Consider the following 14473-nt stretch of genomic DNA (forward strand, 5'->3'; position numbering starts at 1 on the left):
GTCGAGAAAAGCAAAGCCAGAGGTTGAGGAGCGGCTGAGGCGAGAGATCCGGGTGAGGCGAGAGATCGGAGAGCCGAGACCGGTCGGCCCGTGACTGCTCACGGTCAGGGGTGGGCGTACTGCCCGACGTCCTCGCCGAGCAGCTCACGCAGCCGTGCGAGGGCGCGGACGCACCGGGTACGGACCGCGGCCGAGCTCATGTTCAGCGCGCCCGCGGTCTCCTGGACCGACCGGTCCTCCCAGTAGCGCAGCACGATGACGGACCGGTCCTTGGCGGGCAACCGCGCGAGCGCGTCCAGGAGGGTCAGCCGCAATGAAGGGTCAGAGGTGACGGCGGCCAGGTCGGGAAGTACGTCCCCTGCGCGCTCGCCGCTGCTGCGCCGCCGCTGGTGGGTGAGAAAGACCCGGGTGAGGACGGTCTGCGCGTACGCGGCGGGATTGCCGGCACGGGAGATCCGTCCCCAGCGGACATAGATCCGCCCGAGTGCCTCCTGCACCAGATCCTCCGCAAGATGTGTGTCACCGGCGGTGAGCAGACATGCAGATCGGTACAGATGTCCGGACCGCGCCGCCACGAACTGCGCATAGTCCTCAGCGCGGCCCTGTCTCATCTGCCTGCTCCTCCTGGGTCCGGTGAACGCCGCGGTGTGCTGCCGCCCTCACCTCATTGATGCGGTGAGGGGCAGGAAATGTTTCATGGGACGGATCGGAGTCCGGTGGGAATGCGGATACAGCCGGTGAAACCGGCCGCTACGCACAGCCAGGGTGCGGTGGGGCGCAAGGGCCGACCGAGGTGGGACTCCAGGGGAGCGGTGCGGCAGTGAGGTACAGCAACCACGGCGACCGGCCCCGGCCGGCAGCGTCCCGGAAGGGCCGCTGTCCGACCCGTAGGACCATCACTGGCCGCTTCCGTACGGGGCTACGGGTCCGGACGGAGCTGGCGTCATCCATGCCGCACGCCGCACCGACACCAGCCCCTCCCTGTGCGCGCCGGTCAGCGCCGCAGTGGACGGGGCCAGCGGTTGCACCCCCGTCGGCAGCGTGCAGCGGATCGCGGGCGGGAAGGACCACTCCGCGATCCTCACCTTGGTGTCGTACCACTCAGCGGATGCCGCTCGGGTGATCAACGAGCTGCGCACGGCCTTGAAGTCGTGCAAGGGGTACACGGCAGGCCCCATGAAGGCGACCTACGAAGACGTCGAAGCCACTGACGACGCACCGCAGGGCGACGACGGGGTCGCGTTCCGGCTCCGGTTGACCATGGAACCCGGTGAGGGCGGCCTGAAGCTCCCCGTCAGCGCGATTGCCGTACGTCACGGTTCCACGCTGGCGATCTACAAGGCGGTTTCCGACACTCCAGGAACGTCGGCGAGCGTTCCGAGCGATCTCCTCGACGCCCGGTCGAAAGTGCTGGACGCCGCCGTTCATGCCGCTCCGTAGGCGTGCCCCGTCCAAGTCCCTCGGCGGGGAACCACGGGAGATGCCGGTAGGTCCGCCAACTACGTTGTCGGACAAAGCGACTTTAGCAGTGGTGCTGCGGCCCTACGGGCCGCTGAGGCGAGGATGCCCTACACCTCCACCCTGAAGGGTGGAGCACTGGGCAAGTGTGCGGTAGCAGGAGGGTGACGAGGGCGTCTTCGGAGACAGCCGACTTGACCCGGTCGTGCTCCGGGCACGGCGCCTGCCGGGAGGTTCACAGGGAAAACTCGTCGTGCAGGTCGGCCGCGAGTTCGTCACACAGTCGTGCCGCTCCCTCGGGGTCCAGGTGCGCGGAGACGAGGGCGCCCATCACGGCCGACGTCAGGGCACGGGCCCGGCGTTCGCAGTCCGTGCCCTGCGCCCGCCCGGTCGCTGCGGCGGCCGTGGCTGCGCCGCGCAGGGCGTTGGCAAGGGCGGCGGTGACGCGGTCGCGGTAGGCGAGCCCGGCGGCCCGGGCCTCGGGGTCGCGGGCCCCCAGCTCGGTCATGGTGTTCACGATGAGGCAGCCGCGCACAGCCAGTTCCGGGTCGCCCCGCAGAGTGGAGGCAAGCGTCGCGAAGTAGCCGCGCAGCTCCGGCAGCCCGGCACCCGGCGCCTCCAGCGCCGCAAGCACCGGAGTGACATGCCGGTCCCGGTAGCGCTCCAACGCGGCGTCGAACAGCTTCCGTTTGCTTCCGAACGCCTGGTAGAGGCTGGAGCGGTTGAGCCCGGTGCCGGCTTCCAGGTCACCGATGGAGGTGCCCTCGTAGCCCCGCGCCCAGAAGGTGTCCTTCGCGGCGTCGACGGCCGCCTCGAACTCGAACGTGCGGGGTCGCGCCATGAGGAACCTCCTTGACAGTTTTGAACCAGTCGTTTCATTATGGCACGGAACCATATTGGAACGACTAGTGCAGAACGGCATGTGCGAATGTCACACACCCTCCGGCTGGCCGATCACCGCGCCCGCCTGCAGTACCTGGACACCCCTGGCGGACGGATCGCCTACCTCGACCAGGGCCCACGCGACGGCGCTCCCGTCGTGCTGGTCCACGGAATGCCCACCTCGTCCTGGCTCTACCGTCGTGTGGCTCACCAGCTGGCCACGGCCGGCGTCCGGGCCATCGCCCCGGACCTGCTCGGTTTCGGGGCCTCCGACAAGCCCCGCGACCGCCGCGAGTACGGGGCAGGACGCCAGGCCCGCCGCCTGGTCGCCCTGCTCGACCACCTGGGCCTGCGCGAGGCCGCCTTCGTCGGCCACGACCTCGGCGGCCCGTGGGTCTTCGAGGTCGCCGACCAGGCGCCGCGGCGGATCAACGGCCTGGTCGTCCTCAACACCTCCGCCTACGCGGAGCTGATGCAGCCGCCCCGGGAGGCCCGCATCGTGGGCGGACCGCTCGGCCCGCTGATGCTGCACGCGATGGGATCCCGCCCCGGCAAGTCCCTGATCCACAAGTTCTTCGCCGACTTCACCCACACGGGCAAGGCGCTCGACCGGGACATCACGACGGGGCACTGGCTCCCACTGCATGAGGGAGGAATCCACGCGTTCCGCGCCTTCGCCGTCGAACTCGACGCCGCAATGGGCGAGTTCTCCCGCTACGCCGACGCCCTGCGCCGTCTGCACGTCCCCGCGACGGTGATCTGGGGAACCGAGGATCCCGTGCTGCGTGCCGAGAAGCTGGTGCCGCGCTTTGCCGCCGACCTCCGCATCCCCGACAAGGACATCCACCTGCTCGACCAGGCGAGCCACTTCCTGCAGGAGGACCGTCCGGACGATGTCGCCGCGCTCATCGCCGCCTTCGTCCACGAGCAGGTGCCCCGGACCGCCGACCGCTGACCGTCCCCGTCACAGCGTCAGCCCCAGGGCGGGGACCGGCAACGGGTACGGGTACGGGTTCGCTCCTTGGTGTCGCGGGACCGCTGGAGGTCCGGTCCGGTCCTGAGTCATTGCATCCGCTGGAACCGGGCCGCCCCGATCACTGCGGGATGCGGCCCATCTCCGCGGTGAAGAGCACGGGGTCGCTGTCGAAGCCCCGGATCATCGCGTGCAGTTCCCACGCTCCGGCCGCGTTCCTGGTGAACTCGGCGACCGTCGCGGCCGTGGCGTCGGCGACCCCGGCGAAGTCGTCCGCCAGCAGTTGCCGGTACCCCTCGACGACGACCACCCCCGCGTCGGAAACGTCACCGAAGGTACGGGGGCCGCCGTCCTGGTGGATGGCCACCCCGACCACCACCCGCCCGTAGACGGACGACAGCCGCTCGAACTCCAGCACCATGACCTCGACGAACCCGAAGCCCATACCGGTCCGGCTGTGCCGGATCATGTTGATGGTGCCGTCCGGTGACCGGCTGTCGTAGTGCACGACATACGCCGGCCGCCCGTGGGGATCGTCCGCCGGATACGTCGCCGCGATGATGTCGAGGTGCCGAGGCGGCTCCCCGTACGGACTCGGATCCCACCTAAGCCGCACCTCGACCTTACCCAGCCCCTGGCCCCCACCGCTCACCTTGCCGCTCCCTCTCAGGACCACCGCGAGACCTTCTTGCTCACATGGCCAAGTATGTTCCCCCGACGGGACTTCGACGCCTCCGCAGGAGGCAGGAGTCTCGCCCCGGGACGCCGATCACACGCTTCCGCTCCGCGCAGTGACCGGTTTGGCCCGTCGATGGCATGCCTGCTGCCCGGTGACACTTCCCCCGGGCCAGGGCCCGTCACCGTGCTGCCGGGCCTCACCTGCAGCCTTGAAGATCACGGTGCTCCGAGCCGGCGACCTCCCTCTGCGGAACGGTTCTCCTGCCACCGCCGCAGTGCCGTTCGCACGGCCTCTTCGTCTTCGACAGCGTGGGCTCCGGATGCGCCTGCGGCGCCGAGGATCACCTCACCGTCGGTGTCGGTGTCGGTGTCGGTGTCGGTGTCGGTGTCGGTGTCGGTGTCGGTGTCGGTGTCGGTGTCGGTGTCGGTGTCGGTGTCGGTGTCGGTGTCGGTGACGAGTATCCCGCCGGCCCACGGAACGAAGTCACCGCCGTAGAGGTGCTGGATACCGTCGACGATCCCACCGGCAGGTCGATCGAGCCGGAGGGCTTCAGGGCGAGCAACGCGGTGCGCGCCTTGGCCACAGCGATTCGGCTGGTCATGGGCATACCGCCATCGGCTCGCCGCAGCGCGATCACCTCTCCGGCGAGATCGACGACGGCCACCGCCAGCGGAGGGAACCCTCGCTCCGCACCGACCGCCAACGCGGCTTGGACCAACCAGTCCGCCTCGGCCGACTTCAGCCCGGGAAGGCGTGGAGTACCAGACATGCAAGGGAAGTTATCAGTCGGCCCCAGGGCACAGCAGCGAACAACCGTGGGCGTCGGCGGACTCCCAGCGCGGTCTGGTCTTCCGGTGGTACGGCCTCTGGGCGGGCAGGAGTGCCAGGGCGGGCCGCGCGTCGGCCGGCTGCCGGCGCGGGTGGGGTACAGGCCGTACCGGCTTCCTGCAGTGCCGGGCTCAGGCCGTCGGGTCCGGGCGGCCGCCACGGCGCAGTGCGCGGGCGCACCAGCCGATGATCAGCGCGTTGACCAGCGCCCCGAGGACGACGGCCGCGACGAACAGCACGGCGCCGCCCGGGAGTACGAGCAGCACGAGGCTGGCCGGGGCGGTGGCGAGGAGGGGGATGACGCCCGCCATGGACTCGCCCGAGCCGTCGCCCGCGGTCACCACGAGCGCCCACCCGAGCAGGACGGCGCAGACCACGAGGTAGACGAGGCCGACGACGCCGACGGCCTCGCGCAGCCGGCGCGGGACGGATCGGCCGGAAGCGGTACCGGTCACGGGGATGGGCTCCTTGGTCGCATCGCGGTGGTCAGAGGTGGGGGCCGGGCGGGTTCGGGCGGGCGAGGCCGAGGTCGTAGGCGAGGATCGTCGCCTGTACGCGGTCGCGCAGGCCGAGTTTGCGGAGCAGGGCGTTCACATGGGACTTCACGGTGCCTACGGTGATGCCGAGTTGCCCGGCGATCTCCGCGTTGGTGAGGCCGGACGCGACCAGGGTGAGGACGGTGCGCTGGCTGCCGGTCAGGCTGTCCAGCTCGGGGAGGCTTCCGGCCGGGACCGCGGCGCCGGGTCCGGACGCGTAGTGGCCGATGAGGCGGCGGGTCGCGGACGGGGCGAGCACGCTCTCGCCGGCCGCCACCACCCGGATGCCCTGGAGCAGTTCGGAGGGGCGGACGTCCTTGAGGAGGAAGCCCGAGGCGCCGGCGCGCAGCGCGTCGAAGACGTACGCGTCGAGGTCGAAGGTGGTCAGGACGAGGACACGGGGCGCGTCCTGGCGCCCGGTGATGATGCGGGTGGCGGCGATGCCGTCCAGTTCGGGCATGCGTACGTCCATGACGACCACGTCCGGCGCCAGCTCTTCGGCGAGCCGTACCGCGGCGGCGCCGTCGGCGGCCTCGCCGACGACCGTCATGTCCTCCTCGGCGTCGATCACGGCGGCGAACCCCGCCCGCACGATGCCCTGGTCGTCGACGACCAGCACCTTGAGGCTCATCGTTTCCTCTCGTCGTGGTCCGGCGCGGCCGCGAGGGGCAGCCGGAGGCGGACCGTGCCCTGCGGGCCGGTGGTCAGGGTGCCGCCGAGTGCCGAGACCCGCGTGGTCAGCCGCTGCCGTACGGCGGGGTTGGCGGCGCGGGGCACCCCGGTGGCCGTGAGCGTCAACGTAGCGTCGTCCGCGTCGAGTTCGAGCACCGCCAGCCCCTCGCCGCCGGCCGTGAGCACCGTCTCGGCGGCGTGGTAGGCGGCCAGGTCGACGGCGGTGGGCAGTCGTTCCGGTACCCGGTCGGTCAGCCGTATCTCGATGTCGCGGCCCGTGGCACGGAGTTGGTGGGCGAGCAGGTCGAGCGCCTGGAGGGTGGGCTGCGGACGCAGTTCGGGCCCTGCCGCCCCCTCCCGGACCGTGTCGAGCAGGGCGCGCATCGCGGCCAGGGCCTCGCGGGCGCGTTCGGCGGTCGCGCCGAGCCGGCCCGCCTCCGCCTCCGCGATCATGTCGGCGGTGCGTGAGAGGACCGTGGTCTCCAGTCCGGCGGCGATCCTGCGGCGCTCGGCCCACGCGTCCCGGACGGCCTCCTCGGCCCAGGCGGCGAGGCGTTCGTTCTGGGTGCCCCGGGCGGCCCGGTCACGCCGCCCGCGCAGGGCTCCGGCCCAGCGGGCCGCGCCGACCGCCAGGGATGCCGCGGCCGTCGTCCCCGCGACGACCGCCCAGACGGGGACCGTCGTGCCCCGGTTCAGGACGGCTGCCGTCGCGGCCGCCGCGTGCGCCGCCACGGCGGCGGCCGAGAGAGCGGGCAAGGGAAGGGAAAGGGGAAGGGGGAGGGGGAGGGGGAGGGGGAGGGGGAGGGGGAGGCGCGGGCGCGCGGCGGAAGCAGACGGGCCTGCGGCGGTGCGGCGCGGCAGGGGCGGGCGCGGGCGGCCCTCGGCGGGGGACGGACCGGCTGCCGCACGGGCCGCTTCCGCCGCAAGCGCCACGCAGGTGGCCGCCAGGCTCAGCGCGGGGGGCAGCGCCACCGGACCGGTGTAGTCGCCCATAGCCATCGCCACCGGCCAGAGCAGGGCCAGGCCGAACAGGACTCCCTGGCCCGCGCGGGGCGCACGGCGCAGCCACAGCAGTGCGACCGCCTGTGCCGCGGCCAGCAGCGCGAAGAGCACACCCGCGGACACCCGCGTACCGCTCGACGCGTCCTGCGCCCGGATGACCAGCGCCGGGAGCAGCGGCTGTACGACCAGGCCGACAGCGGCGGTCAGCTGCGCCAGGCGGTAGCTCCGCGGAACGGACCGCTCCACCGGGGCGGCGGTCCGGCCGGGCAGGACCGCGCGCACCTCCCACCCGCCGTCGGCCGTCGGGCCGGTGACGAGGGTGCCGCCCGCCTCCCGTGCCCGCGACCTCAGAAAGCCCTGGCCGCGACCGCCGCCGAGCCCGGCACCGTGCGCCGTCGCACCGGTCGGCGGTGCCGCGCTCGTGACCACGACGTCGGTGCCCGTGTCGCCGTACCGGACCCGCACCCTCGTGTGCGCACCGGGGGCGTGCCGTGCCACGTTGGTCAGCGCCTCCCGCACGATGCCGTACACCGCGTCCGCGACGGCGCCGTCCGGCAGGGGGTCCACCGCGCAGTCCACCTGCTGGTCCAGTCGCCGGAACCCCGCGACCAGGTCCAGCAGCCGTTCCCGTGGTGACGGCACATCCTCGCGGGAGGGAGCCGGCGCCCGTACCGCGCCGAGCGCGCGGGTGACCTCGCGGCCGGTCTCGACCGCGAACTCCAGTGCCTCCTCGGCCAGTTCGGGACGACGTTCACGCAGCCCGAGGGCCGCCCCCACCGTGACCACCACGGCCGTCAGATGGTGGGCGCTGACGTCGTGCAACTCCCTTTCCATCCGGCGTCGTTCGGCTTCCGGAAGCCGATGGCGCTCGGACTCGGCCCGCTTCAGCAGCCGTTCGGCCGCCTGCCGCGCGCGACGGGTCCGCCGTACGAGGAGGCCGGCGCCGCACGCGGCGGCGTACAGCACCGCGGTCAGCACGAGGTCGAGTCCGTCGCGGTCGCTGAGCCCGTGCAGGCTGATGCCCTGAAGGAGCTGCCAGGCGGCGAGCGCCACCGCACACAGCACGGCGGTGAAGGCGTCGCGTTCGGTCGCCACGGTGAACAGGGCCAGTGCGACACCCGCGGTGCCGAGTACGGCCATCGCCCCGGCGGGCAACGGCCCCGCGCCCAGCGCACAGGCGGCGGCAACCACGACGAGGGTGGCCACCGGGCGGATACGGCGGAGCGCGAGCGCGGCCGTCACCACGCCGGCGACCAGGGCCGCCACGAGACCGGCGGACGCGGGCGGAACGGCCCCGCGCACCAGCGCCGCCCCGGGCCACACCACGGCCTGGGCGCAGAGCAGCAGGACCGGGAGAAGCCGGTCGTCGGTTCGCTTCATGGCGGATCAAGGCTATGGCCGCAGGTGAGCGGCCCGGCTCCGGCTGGAGGCGGATTCCGGTCTCTTACCTGGGTTGCAGAGTCTCTGCCCGCGGTTCGACGCGCCGATCGTCCCGCAGCGCGAGGACCGCGCCGCGCCCCCGGCCCTAGGCTCGATCACATCGAGAACGCGGTCGGCCACCGCTTCTCCAGCGCTTCTGCCAGCGGTTCTGCCGGCTGTGCTGCAGCGGTTCTGTCACGCGTTTCCGCGTATCCGACTCTCCGACGAACTCAGGGGGATCTCCCATGTCCAAGCGCATTCTCTTCTTCTCGCTCATCGGTGCCGTCGCCCTCGGCGGAGTGACCGCAGGGGGCCTCGCCCTGGCCTCGACCCCCACGAAGCCGACCCTGGACAACGAGTCGGCGACCTACGTGGCTCCGTCCACCGACAACGCGGGCTCGTTCACCTTCACCGCGGACGTCAGTGACGACTCGGGTGTCCGGGGCCTCAAGGTCCTTGTCTGGCCTGCGAGTTCGAAGCTCAACCCGACCGAGGCGGAGCTTCGCCCGGCGGAGAGCGCCATGTGCCGGCGCACCTCGGACGAGACCAGCCGCTGCACCTACACGCTGAAGGCCACGCAGCGGGAGGCCGCTGAACTGACCAAGGGCACCTGGTACGTCTCCGCGCTGGCGACGGCCGGGGACGGGGACACGACGTTCGTGTCCCGCGCCGCCGGCTTCGAGGTCACACGCTGACCCACCGGTCCGGCCCCCTCCGGCCGGACCCGGGGGTTCTGGGCCGGCGGGGTGGCGATCCGCACCGGCATCCGGTGCTGACCTGGTCGGTCCGCTGAGCGTGTGCGGCCCCGGACCGGCCGGTGCGCGCGGCCCCCGGCGTGTCCCGAGGACTCGCCGGGGGCCGCGCGGCGGTGGTCGGTCGTCAGCCGAAGAGGTTGTACTGCTGCCAGCCGGTGCCGATCGTCACCGGGTTGCCGAAGATGGCGGACGTGGCCTTGCCCGTGCCCGGGTACAGGTAGAGCCTGCCGGCCGGGGTGCGGGCGACGAGGTCGGCCCTGCCGTCCCCGGTGATGTCGCCGACGGTGTCGAACGCGTTGAACTGGCCCCACGTACGGACGTGGATCCGGGCTCCGAACGCCCCCGAACCGGGCTTGCCGGTGCCCGGGTAGAGGTAGACGTAGGAGTTGCTGCTGCTGCGGGCGATCAGGTCGGCCTTGCCGTCGCCGGTGAGGTCGCCGTGGCCGAGCAGCCGGTTGTACTGGTTCCAGCCGCTGCCGACCGCGGCCGGCGAACCGAAGGTGCCGTCGCCCCTGCCCGGGTAGACGTAGAGCGTCCCGCTCGCCGTCACCGACAGCAGGTCGGGCAGGGCGTCGCCGGTGACGTCACCGGGTGCGACGATCTTCGTACGGGTGGACCAGTTGCCGAAGACCAGGGTGGTGGCCCAGCTGCCGCTCGCCGGGATGTAGTGCCGCCAGTAGACGGCGCCGGTGGAGGCGCGGCGGATGATCTGGTCCTGGTAGCCGTCCCGGTCGAGGTCGGTCTGCAGGACGGCGTTCTTGTCGCCGTAGGAGCCCCAGGAGATCCGCGCGGCGAACGACGTGCCCTTGGAGTCGTACTCGAAGCCGGTGTTGTCGGACGCGCGGCGCACGAACAGGTCGGCCCTGGCGTCGCCGCTCAGGTTGGTGTCGTCGATGCGCGGGTAGGTCGCGCCGACGTACGTGCTCACCTTCGTGAAGACGCTGTACGAGCCGGAGGCCACGCAGTCCTGGACGCCCCAGGAGACCACGCCGACGATCTTGCCGCCGACGATCAGCGGGCCGCCCGAGTCGCCGTTGCAGGCGGCGACGGTGCCGCTGTCCGAGCCGGTGGCCGGGGTGCCTGCGCAGACCATGTGGCCCGCGACGAAGTCGGTGGTGTAGGTGCTGGAGCAGGTCGCGTCCGAGACCATGGGGAGGGTCGCGGTGCGCAGCGTCTGCGAGATGTCGCCGCTGGTGGAGCTGGTGCGGCCCCAGCCGTACAGGGTGGCCTTGGTACCCGCACGGTAGGAAGAGGTGTCGTTCGACGTGGTGATGTCGACGGGCTTGGCGCGGACCGGGTTCGGCAGCGTCAGGACCGCGATGTCGTTGTCGATCGTGGTCATGCTGAACGACGGGTGGTTCCACTGCCGCCATACGCCGGAGACGGTGCCTCCGTGCAGGTCGACCGAGCCGTCGCTGTTGTCGGTCGGCAGCTGGTCGGTGCCGGTGATGACGGCGCCGTTGGCGTGCCAGTCGTAGCCCTTGACGCAGTGCGCGGCGGTGAGGATCTTCGTCGGGGACACGACCGAGCCGCCGCAGAAGAAGCCGGTGTCGTCCGAGGTGTCGCTGGTGCCCTTGTCGTCGTAGTACCAGAGCTGCGCCATCCACGGAGCCGTGGTGATCGTGGTCTCCGTACCACCGACGATCTTCGGGTCGACGGTGGACGTCGAGGGGGAGGCCGAGGACGTGGCGGCCGCCGTCGCAGCGGTCGCGGACGGCTTGGAGCGCGTCTTCGAGGCGTGGCCGGTCCGCAGTGCGCCCTTCACACGGGCCGTCAGCTCGGCCTGTGAGGGGACCGCGGCCTTCGCCGGGGTGGGAGCGGGGGAAGCATGGGCGGGCGCCGAAGAAAGGGCGCCGGCAAGAGCGGCGGCAAGCGCCACGGCTGCGGGAACGGTTCTCCGCGCCCGTCGCCTGCGTCTTTCGCCCCCGTTGGCCCTGTGGGCAGAGAACACTCGGGTCTCCCGTCGGTGAATGCGGTCGTCTCGCACGCGGACAGGGAGAAGGCCGCCGGCCGACGGCAGCTCGCGGGCACCGCCAACTGGTCCGGGATCCACACGTTCCCGAAACTCTGTTCCCCGCCCGGCGGCCGGCCGATCGTACGACCGGTCAGGATTTGACCCGGCGACCGGCCAGGAAACGCATGCGGAACAACCGCACAAGAATCTGCAAAGTCGCCGAAGCCGGCGAATCCCCCGCCGGGGCGACCGTGCGGTCATACCGCTGTCGCGTCCAGAAGAACGTACGGCAGCAGCACGGCGGGCAGGGTCAGCAGCCACGGCCTGAGCGGACGCTCACGGTGGAGTGGGAGGATCACGTCCGCGAGCAGTACGAGCAGCAGGGCGAAGAGGCCGGTCACGATGAGGGCGAGCAGGACCGGCCCGCTGTGGTCGATCTGGTGGTAGGTGCATCCGTCCAGGTCGGCCCGGTCGAGGTCGCCGAGGTCGCAGTGCCCATGGGCGACGTGCCAGCGGGCGAGCAGTACCACGGGGATCACCGGAACGCCGATCAGCACGTTCACGGACAGCGGCGCGATGTAGGGGCGGATCAACGCTCGTCCTTCCGGGCGCGGAACTCGGTCAGGCAGCCCGCGCCGATGACGAGCAGGGCGGCCGTCAGGAGGAGGAACAGCGTCGTCCAGTTCATCCACCCGTAGTTCGGGTCGCTGGGGTAGGTGGTCCCGTCATCGCGCACGCAGTCGAAGCGCAGCGGCAGGTAGGAGGCCCGGTGGTGGGTGAGGTGCCGGACCGTGTCCCGGTCGAAGCCGTCCCGGCACGCCGGAGCCGGCACGGAGTCCGCGCCGTCGCCGAACTCCTGCTCGGACGCCAGAACCCCGAAGAGTCCCAGGGAGTAGACGGCGGCGGCCGCACAGGCGGTCAGCCATGCGGCGCGGTGCATCAGATGCACCGTCCAGGGCTGCGGCCGCCCCGGCAACGCCATCGCCATGACCCCTCCCATGGCGATCAGCGCTCCGATGGCACAGGTGGCGGAGACACCGAGACCCACGATCACGAATCCTCACCTCCGCCCGTGCACGACCGGGCGGGCGGGACAGCGACCAGGGGTGTTCCGCAGGCGGTGAGGAGGAGCGGGCCGATGACAACTCGGTGCGGGACGGGGGAGGGTGGGCATCCGGCAACCCCACCAGCATCCGGACCGTCCGGGCTGTGGCGGAGGCCACTCCTCCGGTCACAGCGGCGTCACAGGGCCCTGACGGTCCGGCCGATGGTCTTCGACCGGACCGCCGGCCCTGGGACGGGACCCGTCAGTGGGAGCGGTGTGCCGGCCGGCGCCGGAGTGCGACGACGATGCCGCCGCCGGCCACGACCAGCACGGCGGCGGCGCCGGCGATCACAGTGGTGCCGGTACCCCCACCGGTCTCAGCGAGGCCGGCACGACCGCCGGCGGACGACGCGCAGCCCTGACCGCGTCTCAGTCGGTGGGCGCGCCGAACCACTTGTGTAGTGGGCCCAGCAGGTCCTGCTGGTGTTCGCCGGCCCAGGCCACGTGGCCGTCCGGGCGCAGGAGTACGGCGGGTACGTCCAGTTCCTCGCTGACGTCGACGACGTGGTCGACCCGGTCCGTCCAGCCCGTCACCGACAGCCGGCCGGTCTGGTCGAGGAGCAGACCGCGGCCGCCGTGCATCAGTTCGTAGAGGCGGCCCTGCTTCAGCTTCACGTCCCGCAGGCGGCGGCCAAGCAGTTCGTGGCCCTCGCCGACGTCGTAGCGGACGTCGACCGCGGTGATGATCCCGGTCACGTACCGGTTCACCTCCTCGAAGTCCATCAGCTTCGAGAACAGCTCCCGCAGCGCGCTCGCACCCGGATCGGCCCCCATCAGCGTGATCTGGGCGCGGGTGTTCTCCAGCACGCTCGCGCCCACCGGGTGCCGTTCGGCGTGGTAGCTGTCCAGGAGTCCCTCCGGCGCCCAGCCGCCCACCTCGGCGGCCAGTTTCCAGCCGAGGTTGAACGCGTCCTGGATGCCGAGGTTGAGCCCCTGGCCCCCGGTCGGCGGGTGGATGTGCGCCGCGTCGCCGGCCAGCAGCACCCGGCCGACCCGGTAGCGCTCGGCCTGGCGGGTGGCGTCACCGAACCGGGACAGCCAGCGCGGCGAGTGCGCGCCGAAGTCGGTGCCCCCGAAGGCCCGCAGCCGCTCCCTGAACTCCTCCAGGGTCGGCGGCAACGCGCGGTCCTCGGCCACCCCTTCGGCGGGCACGATGATGCGGTACACCCCGTCCCCGACGGGGGCGGCGCCGAAGCGCAGATGGGTCTTGCGGACCTCCTCGACGACGGCGGCGATCGTCGCCGGGTCCTCGGTCACCTCCATCTCGCCCAGCAGCGTCTCGACCTTGGCGGGCTCGCCGGGAAAAGCGACGCCGAGCCGCCGGCGCACCACGCTGCGGGCGCCGTCGCACCCGACGAGGTAGCGCGAGCGAAGATGCGTGCCGTCCGCCAGCTCGACGCTCACCCCGTCCTCGTCCTGGTTCAGCCCGACCACTTCGCAGCCGCGGCGGATCTCGGCACCGAGTTCGAGGGCGCGCTCGTTCAGCAGCCGCTCTGTGACCGGCTGCGGGGTGGCGAGGCCGTACGGGTGAGCCGTGTCCAGCCGGTCGGGCCACGGCTTCATGATGCCGCCGAACAGGCCGCCGGCCTGGAACTTCTTGCTGACAGCGAGGAACCGGTCCAGCAGGCCGCGCTGATCCGTCATCTCGACGCTGCGCGCGTGCAGGCCCTGTCCGCGGGACTGCCCGGTCGGCTCGGTCAACTTCTCCAGCACGAGCACGCGCACACCGTGCAGCCGTAGCTCGGCAGCCAGCATCAGGCCCGTCGGACCGCCGCCGACAACGATCACGTCGATCGTCTCTGTCATCCCTGTCCCCGTTTCCGCAGGTTGTGGCTTCGGCCGGCGATTCTGCGGTACACCCCGGGTCTTGCCGCAAGCCCCCCGGTGCGCTATACGTTGAGAGTGGCGAGGAGCGGGACTCCTTGCCTTTTCCTTTGCCCCCTCGGTCGTCCGCCGCGTACGACGCCCTCCCCGCGAGGCGGCGGCGCGCGTTCCGCGGCGCAGGCGGCGCCGTTGACCGCGGGGCCCGCGCGGTGCCTGTGGAGCACGACGACCCTGCGGTCCGGGCGGGGCAATATCTGTGTCCGCGAAATGAGAAATTGACGCGGCGCACGACGAGTATTTCTTGGACTGCCCGACGGGGCGGAATTTTCACCGCACCAGGGCCGCCACGGCATGGTACTGTCGACGGCAGTTGCAGTTGTGGTTGC

15 protein-coding genes are annotated in these 14473 nt (G+C 71.8%); 3 read left to right on the plus strand and 12 right to left on the minus strand.

Annotated elements, in window-relative coordinates; genetic code table 11:
* Positions 1–104 precede the first annotated feature (104 nt).
* On the minus strand, positions 105–611 hold the full coding sequence (locus ACZ79I_RS19170) for a SigE family RNA polymerase sigma factor (RefSeq protein ID WP_471498728.1): 507 nt from the start codon (positions 609–611) through the stop codon (positions 105–107).
* 430 nt (positions 612–1041) lie between these two features.
* Here ACZ79I_RS19170 and ACZ79I_RS19175 point away from each other — a divergent pair, with 430 nt between their 5' ends.
* Entirely contained in the window at positions 1042–1440 is a 399-nt protein-coding gene (locus ACZ79I_RS19175) for a hypothetical protein (protein WP_471498729.1), read from the plus strand.
* A gap of 253 nt (positions 1441–1693) precedes the next feature.
* Here ACZ79I_RS19175 and ACZ79I_RS19180 read toward each other — a convergent pair whose 3' ends face one another.
* Positions 1694–2299, minus strand: a complete 606-nt coding sequence (locus tag ACZ79I_RS19180) for a TetR/AcrR family transcriptional regulator (RefSeq protein WP_471498730.1) — start codon at positions 2297–2299, stop codon at positions 1694–1696.
* Between the two features lie 87 nt (positions 2300–2386).
* Between ACZ79I_RS19180 and ACZ79I_RS19185 the strand changes: the two genes are divergently transcribed.
* Entirely contained in the window at positions 2387–3295 is a 909-nt protein-coding gene (locus ACZ79I_RS19185) for an alpha/beta fold hydrolase (RefSeq protein ID WP_471498731.1), read from the plus strand.
* Positions 3296–3434: 139 nt separating this feature from the next.
* Here ACZ79I_RS19185 and ACZ79I_RS19190 read toward each other — a convergent pair whose 3' ends face one another.
* The 5 genes from ACZ79I_RS19190 to ACZ79I_RS19210 all read right to left on the minus strand — a co-directional run bounded on the left by ACZ79I_RS19190 (position 3435) and on the right by ACZ79I_RS19210 (position 8410).
* Positions 3435–3965: a TerD family protein gene (locus tag ACZ79I_RS19190; RefSeq protein ID WP_471498732.1), complete on the minus strand. Its 531-nt coding sequence runs from the start codon at positions 3963–3965 to the stop codon at positions 3435–3437.
* A gap of 367 nt (positions 3966–4332) precedes the next feature.
* A complete protein-coding gene (locus ACZ79I_RS19195) occupies positions 4333–4761 on the minus strand; it encodes a heme-binding protein (protein ID WP_471498733.1) in 429 nt (142 codons plus the stop codon).
* A gap of 190 nt (positions 4762–4951) precedes the next feature.
* Positions 4952–5275, minus strand: a complete 324-nt coding sequence (locus ACZ79I_RS19200) for an SCO4225 family membrane protein (protein WP_471498734.1) — start codon at positions 5273–5275, stop codon at positions 4952–4954.
* Positions 5276–5306: 31 nt separating this feature from the next.
* Positions 5307–5987 (minus strand): response regulator, encoded by a 681-nt coding sequence (locus ACZ79I_RS19205; RefSeq protein ID WP_471498735.1) that lies wholly within the window; start codon positions 5985–5987, stop codon positions 5307–5309.
* Complete coding sequence (locus ACZ79I_RS19210) at positions 5984–8410, minus strand: sensor histidine kinase (RefSeq protein WP_471498736.1); 2427 nt, start codon at positions 8408–8410, stop codon at positions 5984–5986. The genes ACZ79I_RS19205 and ACZ79I_RS19210 overlap by 4 nt, the downstream gene beginning before the upstream one ends.
* Before the next feature lie 284 nt (positions 8411–8694).
* Between ACZ79I_RS19210 and ACZ79I_RS19215 the strand changes: the two genes are divergently transcribed.
* The gene (locus ACZ79I_RS19215; protein WP_471498737.1) at positions 8695–9144 is read left to right on the plus strand and encodes a DUF5707 domain-containing protein; all 450 of its coding nucleotides are present in this window, start codon (positions 8695–8697) and stop codon (positions 9142–9144) included.
* 184 nt (positions 9145–9328) lie between these two features.
* Here ACZ79I_RS19215 and ACZ79I_RS19220 read toward each other — a convergent pair whose 3' ends face one another.
* The 5 genes from ACZ79I_RS19220 to rox all read right to left on the minus strand — a co-directional run bounded on the left by ACZ79I_RS19220 (position 9329) and on the right by rox (position 14069).
* A complete protein-coding gene (locus tag ACZ79I_RS19220) occupies positions 9329–11083 on the minus strand; it encodes a trypsin-like serine protease (RefSeq protein WP_471498738.1) in 1755 nt (584 codons plus the stop codon).
* A gap of 332 nt (positions 11084–11415) precedes the next feature.
* Positions 11416–11751 (minus strand): hypothetical protein, encoded by a 336-nt coding sequence (locus ACZ79I_RS19225; protein ID WP_471498739.1) that lies wholly within the window; start codon positions 11749–11751, stop codon positions 11416–11418.
* Positions 11748–12212, minus strand: a complete 465-nt coding sequence (locus ACZ79I_RS19230; protein WP_471498740.1) for a hypothetical protein — start codon at positions 12210–12212, stop codon at positions 11748–11750. The genes ACZ79I_RS19225 and ACZ79I_RS19230 overlap by 4 nt, the downstream gene beginning before the upstream one ends.
* Positions 12213–12465: 253 nt before the next feature.
* Positions 12466–12657, minus strand: coding sequence for an LAETG motif-containing sortase-dependent surface protein (locus tag ACZ79I_RS19235; protein WP_471498741.1), 192 nt, complete (start codon positions 12655–12657; stop codon positions 12466–12468).
* Positions 12633–14069 carry a rifampin monooxygenase gene (gene rox / locus ACZ79I_RS19240; RefSeq protein ID WP_471498742.1) on the minus strand — a complete coding sequence of 479 codons (1437 nt, stop codon included), beginning with the start codon at positions 14067–14069 and terminating at the stop codon, positions 12633–12635. Before rox ends, ACZ79I_RS19235 begins: the two co-directional genes overlap by 25 nt.
* Between the last annotated feature and the right edge of the window lie 404 nt (positions 14070–14473).

The organism is Streptomyces sp. PSU-S4-23, from assembly GCF_055632315.1.

Bases quoted from the DNA above. Each gene is read 5' to 3' on its own strand.
- ACZ79I_RS19170 (WP_471498728.1), bottom strand. From the start codon at position 611: ATGAGACAGGGCCGCGCTGAGGACTATGCGCAGTTCGTGGCGGCGCGG.
- ACZ79I_RS19180 (WP_471498730.1), bottom strand. From the start codon at position 2,299: ATGGCGCGACCCCGCACGTTCGAGTTCGAGGCGGCCGTCGACGCCGCG.
- ACZ79I_RS19185 (WP_471498731.1), top strand. From the start codon at position 2,387: ATGTCACACACCCTCCGGCTGGCCGATCACCGCGCCCGCCTGCAGTAC.
- ACZ79I_RS19195 (WP_471498733.1), bottom strand. From the start codon at position 4,761: ATGTCTGGTACTCCACGCCTTCCCGGGCTGAAGTCGGCCGAGGCGGAC.
- ACZ79I_RS19205 (WP_471498735.1), bottom strand. From the start codon at position 5,987: ATGAGCCTCAAGGTGCTGGTCGTCGACGACCAGGGCATCGTGCGGGCG.
- ACZ79I_RS19210 (WP_471498736.1), bottom strand. From the start codon at position 8,410: ATGAAGCGAACCGACGACCGGCTTCTCCCGGTCCTGCTGCTCTGCGCC.
- ACZ79I_RS19215 (WP_471498737.1), top strand. From the start codon at position 8,695: ATGTCCAAGCGCATTCTCTTCTTCTCGCTCATCGGTGCCGTCGCCCTC.
- rox (WP_471498742.1), bottom strand. From the start codon at position 14,069: ATGACAGAGACGATCGACGTGATCGTTGTCGGCGGCGGTCCGACGGGC.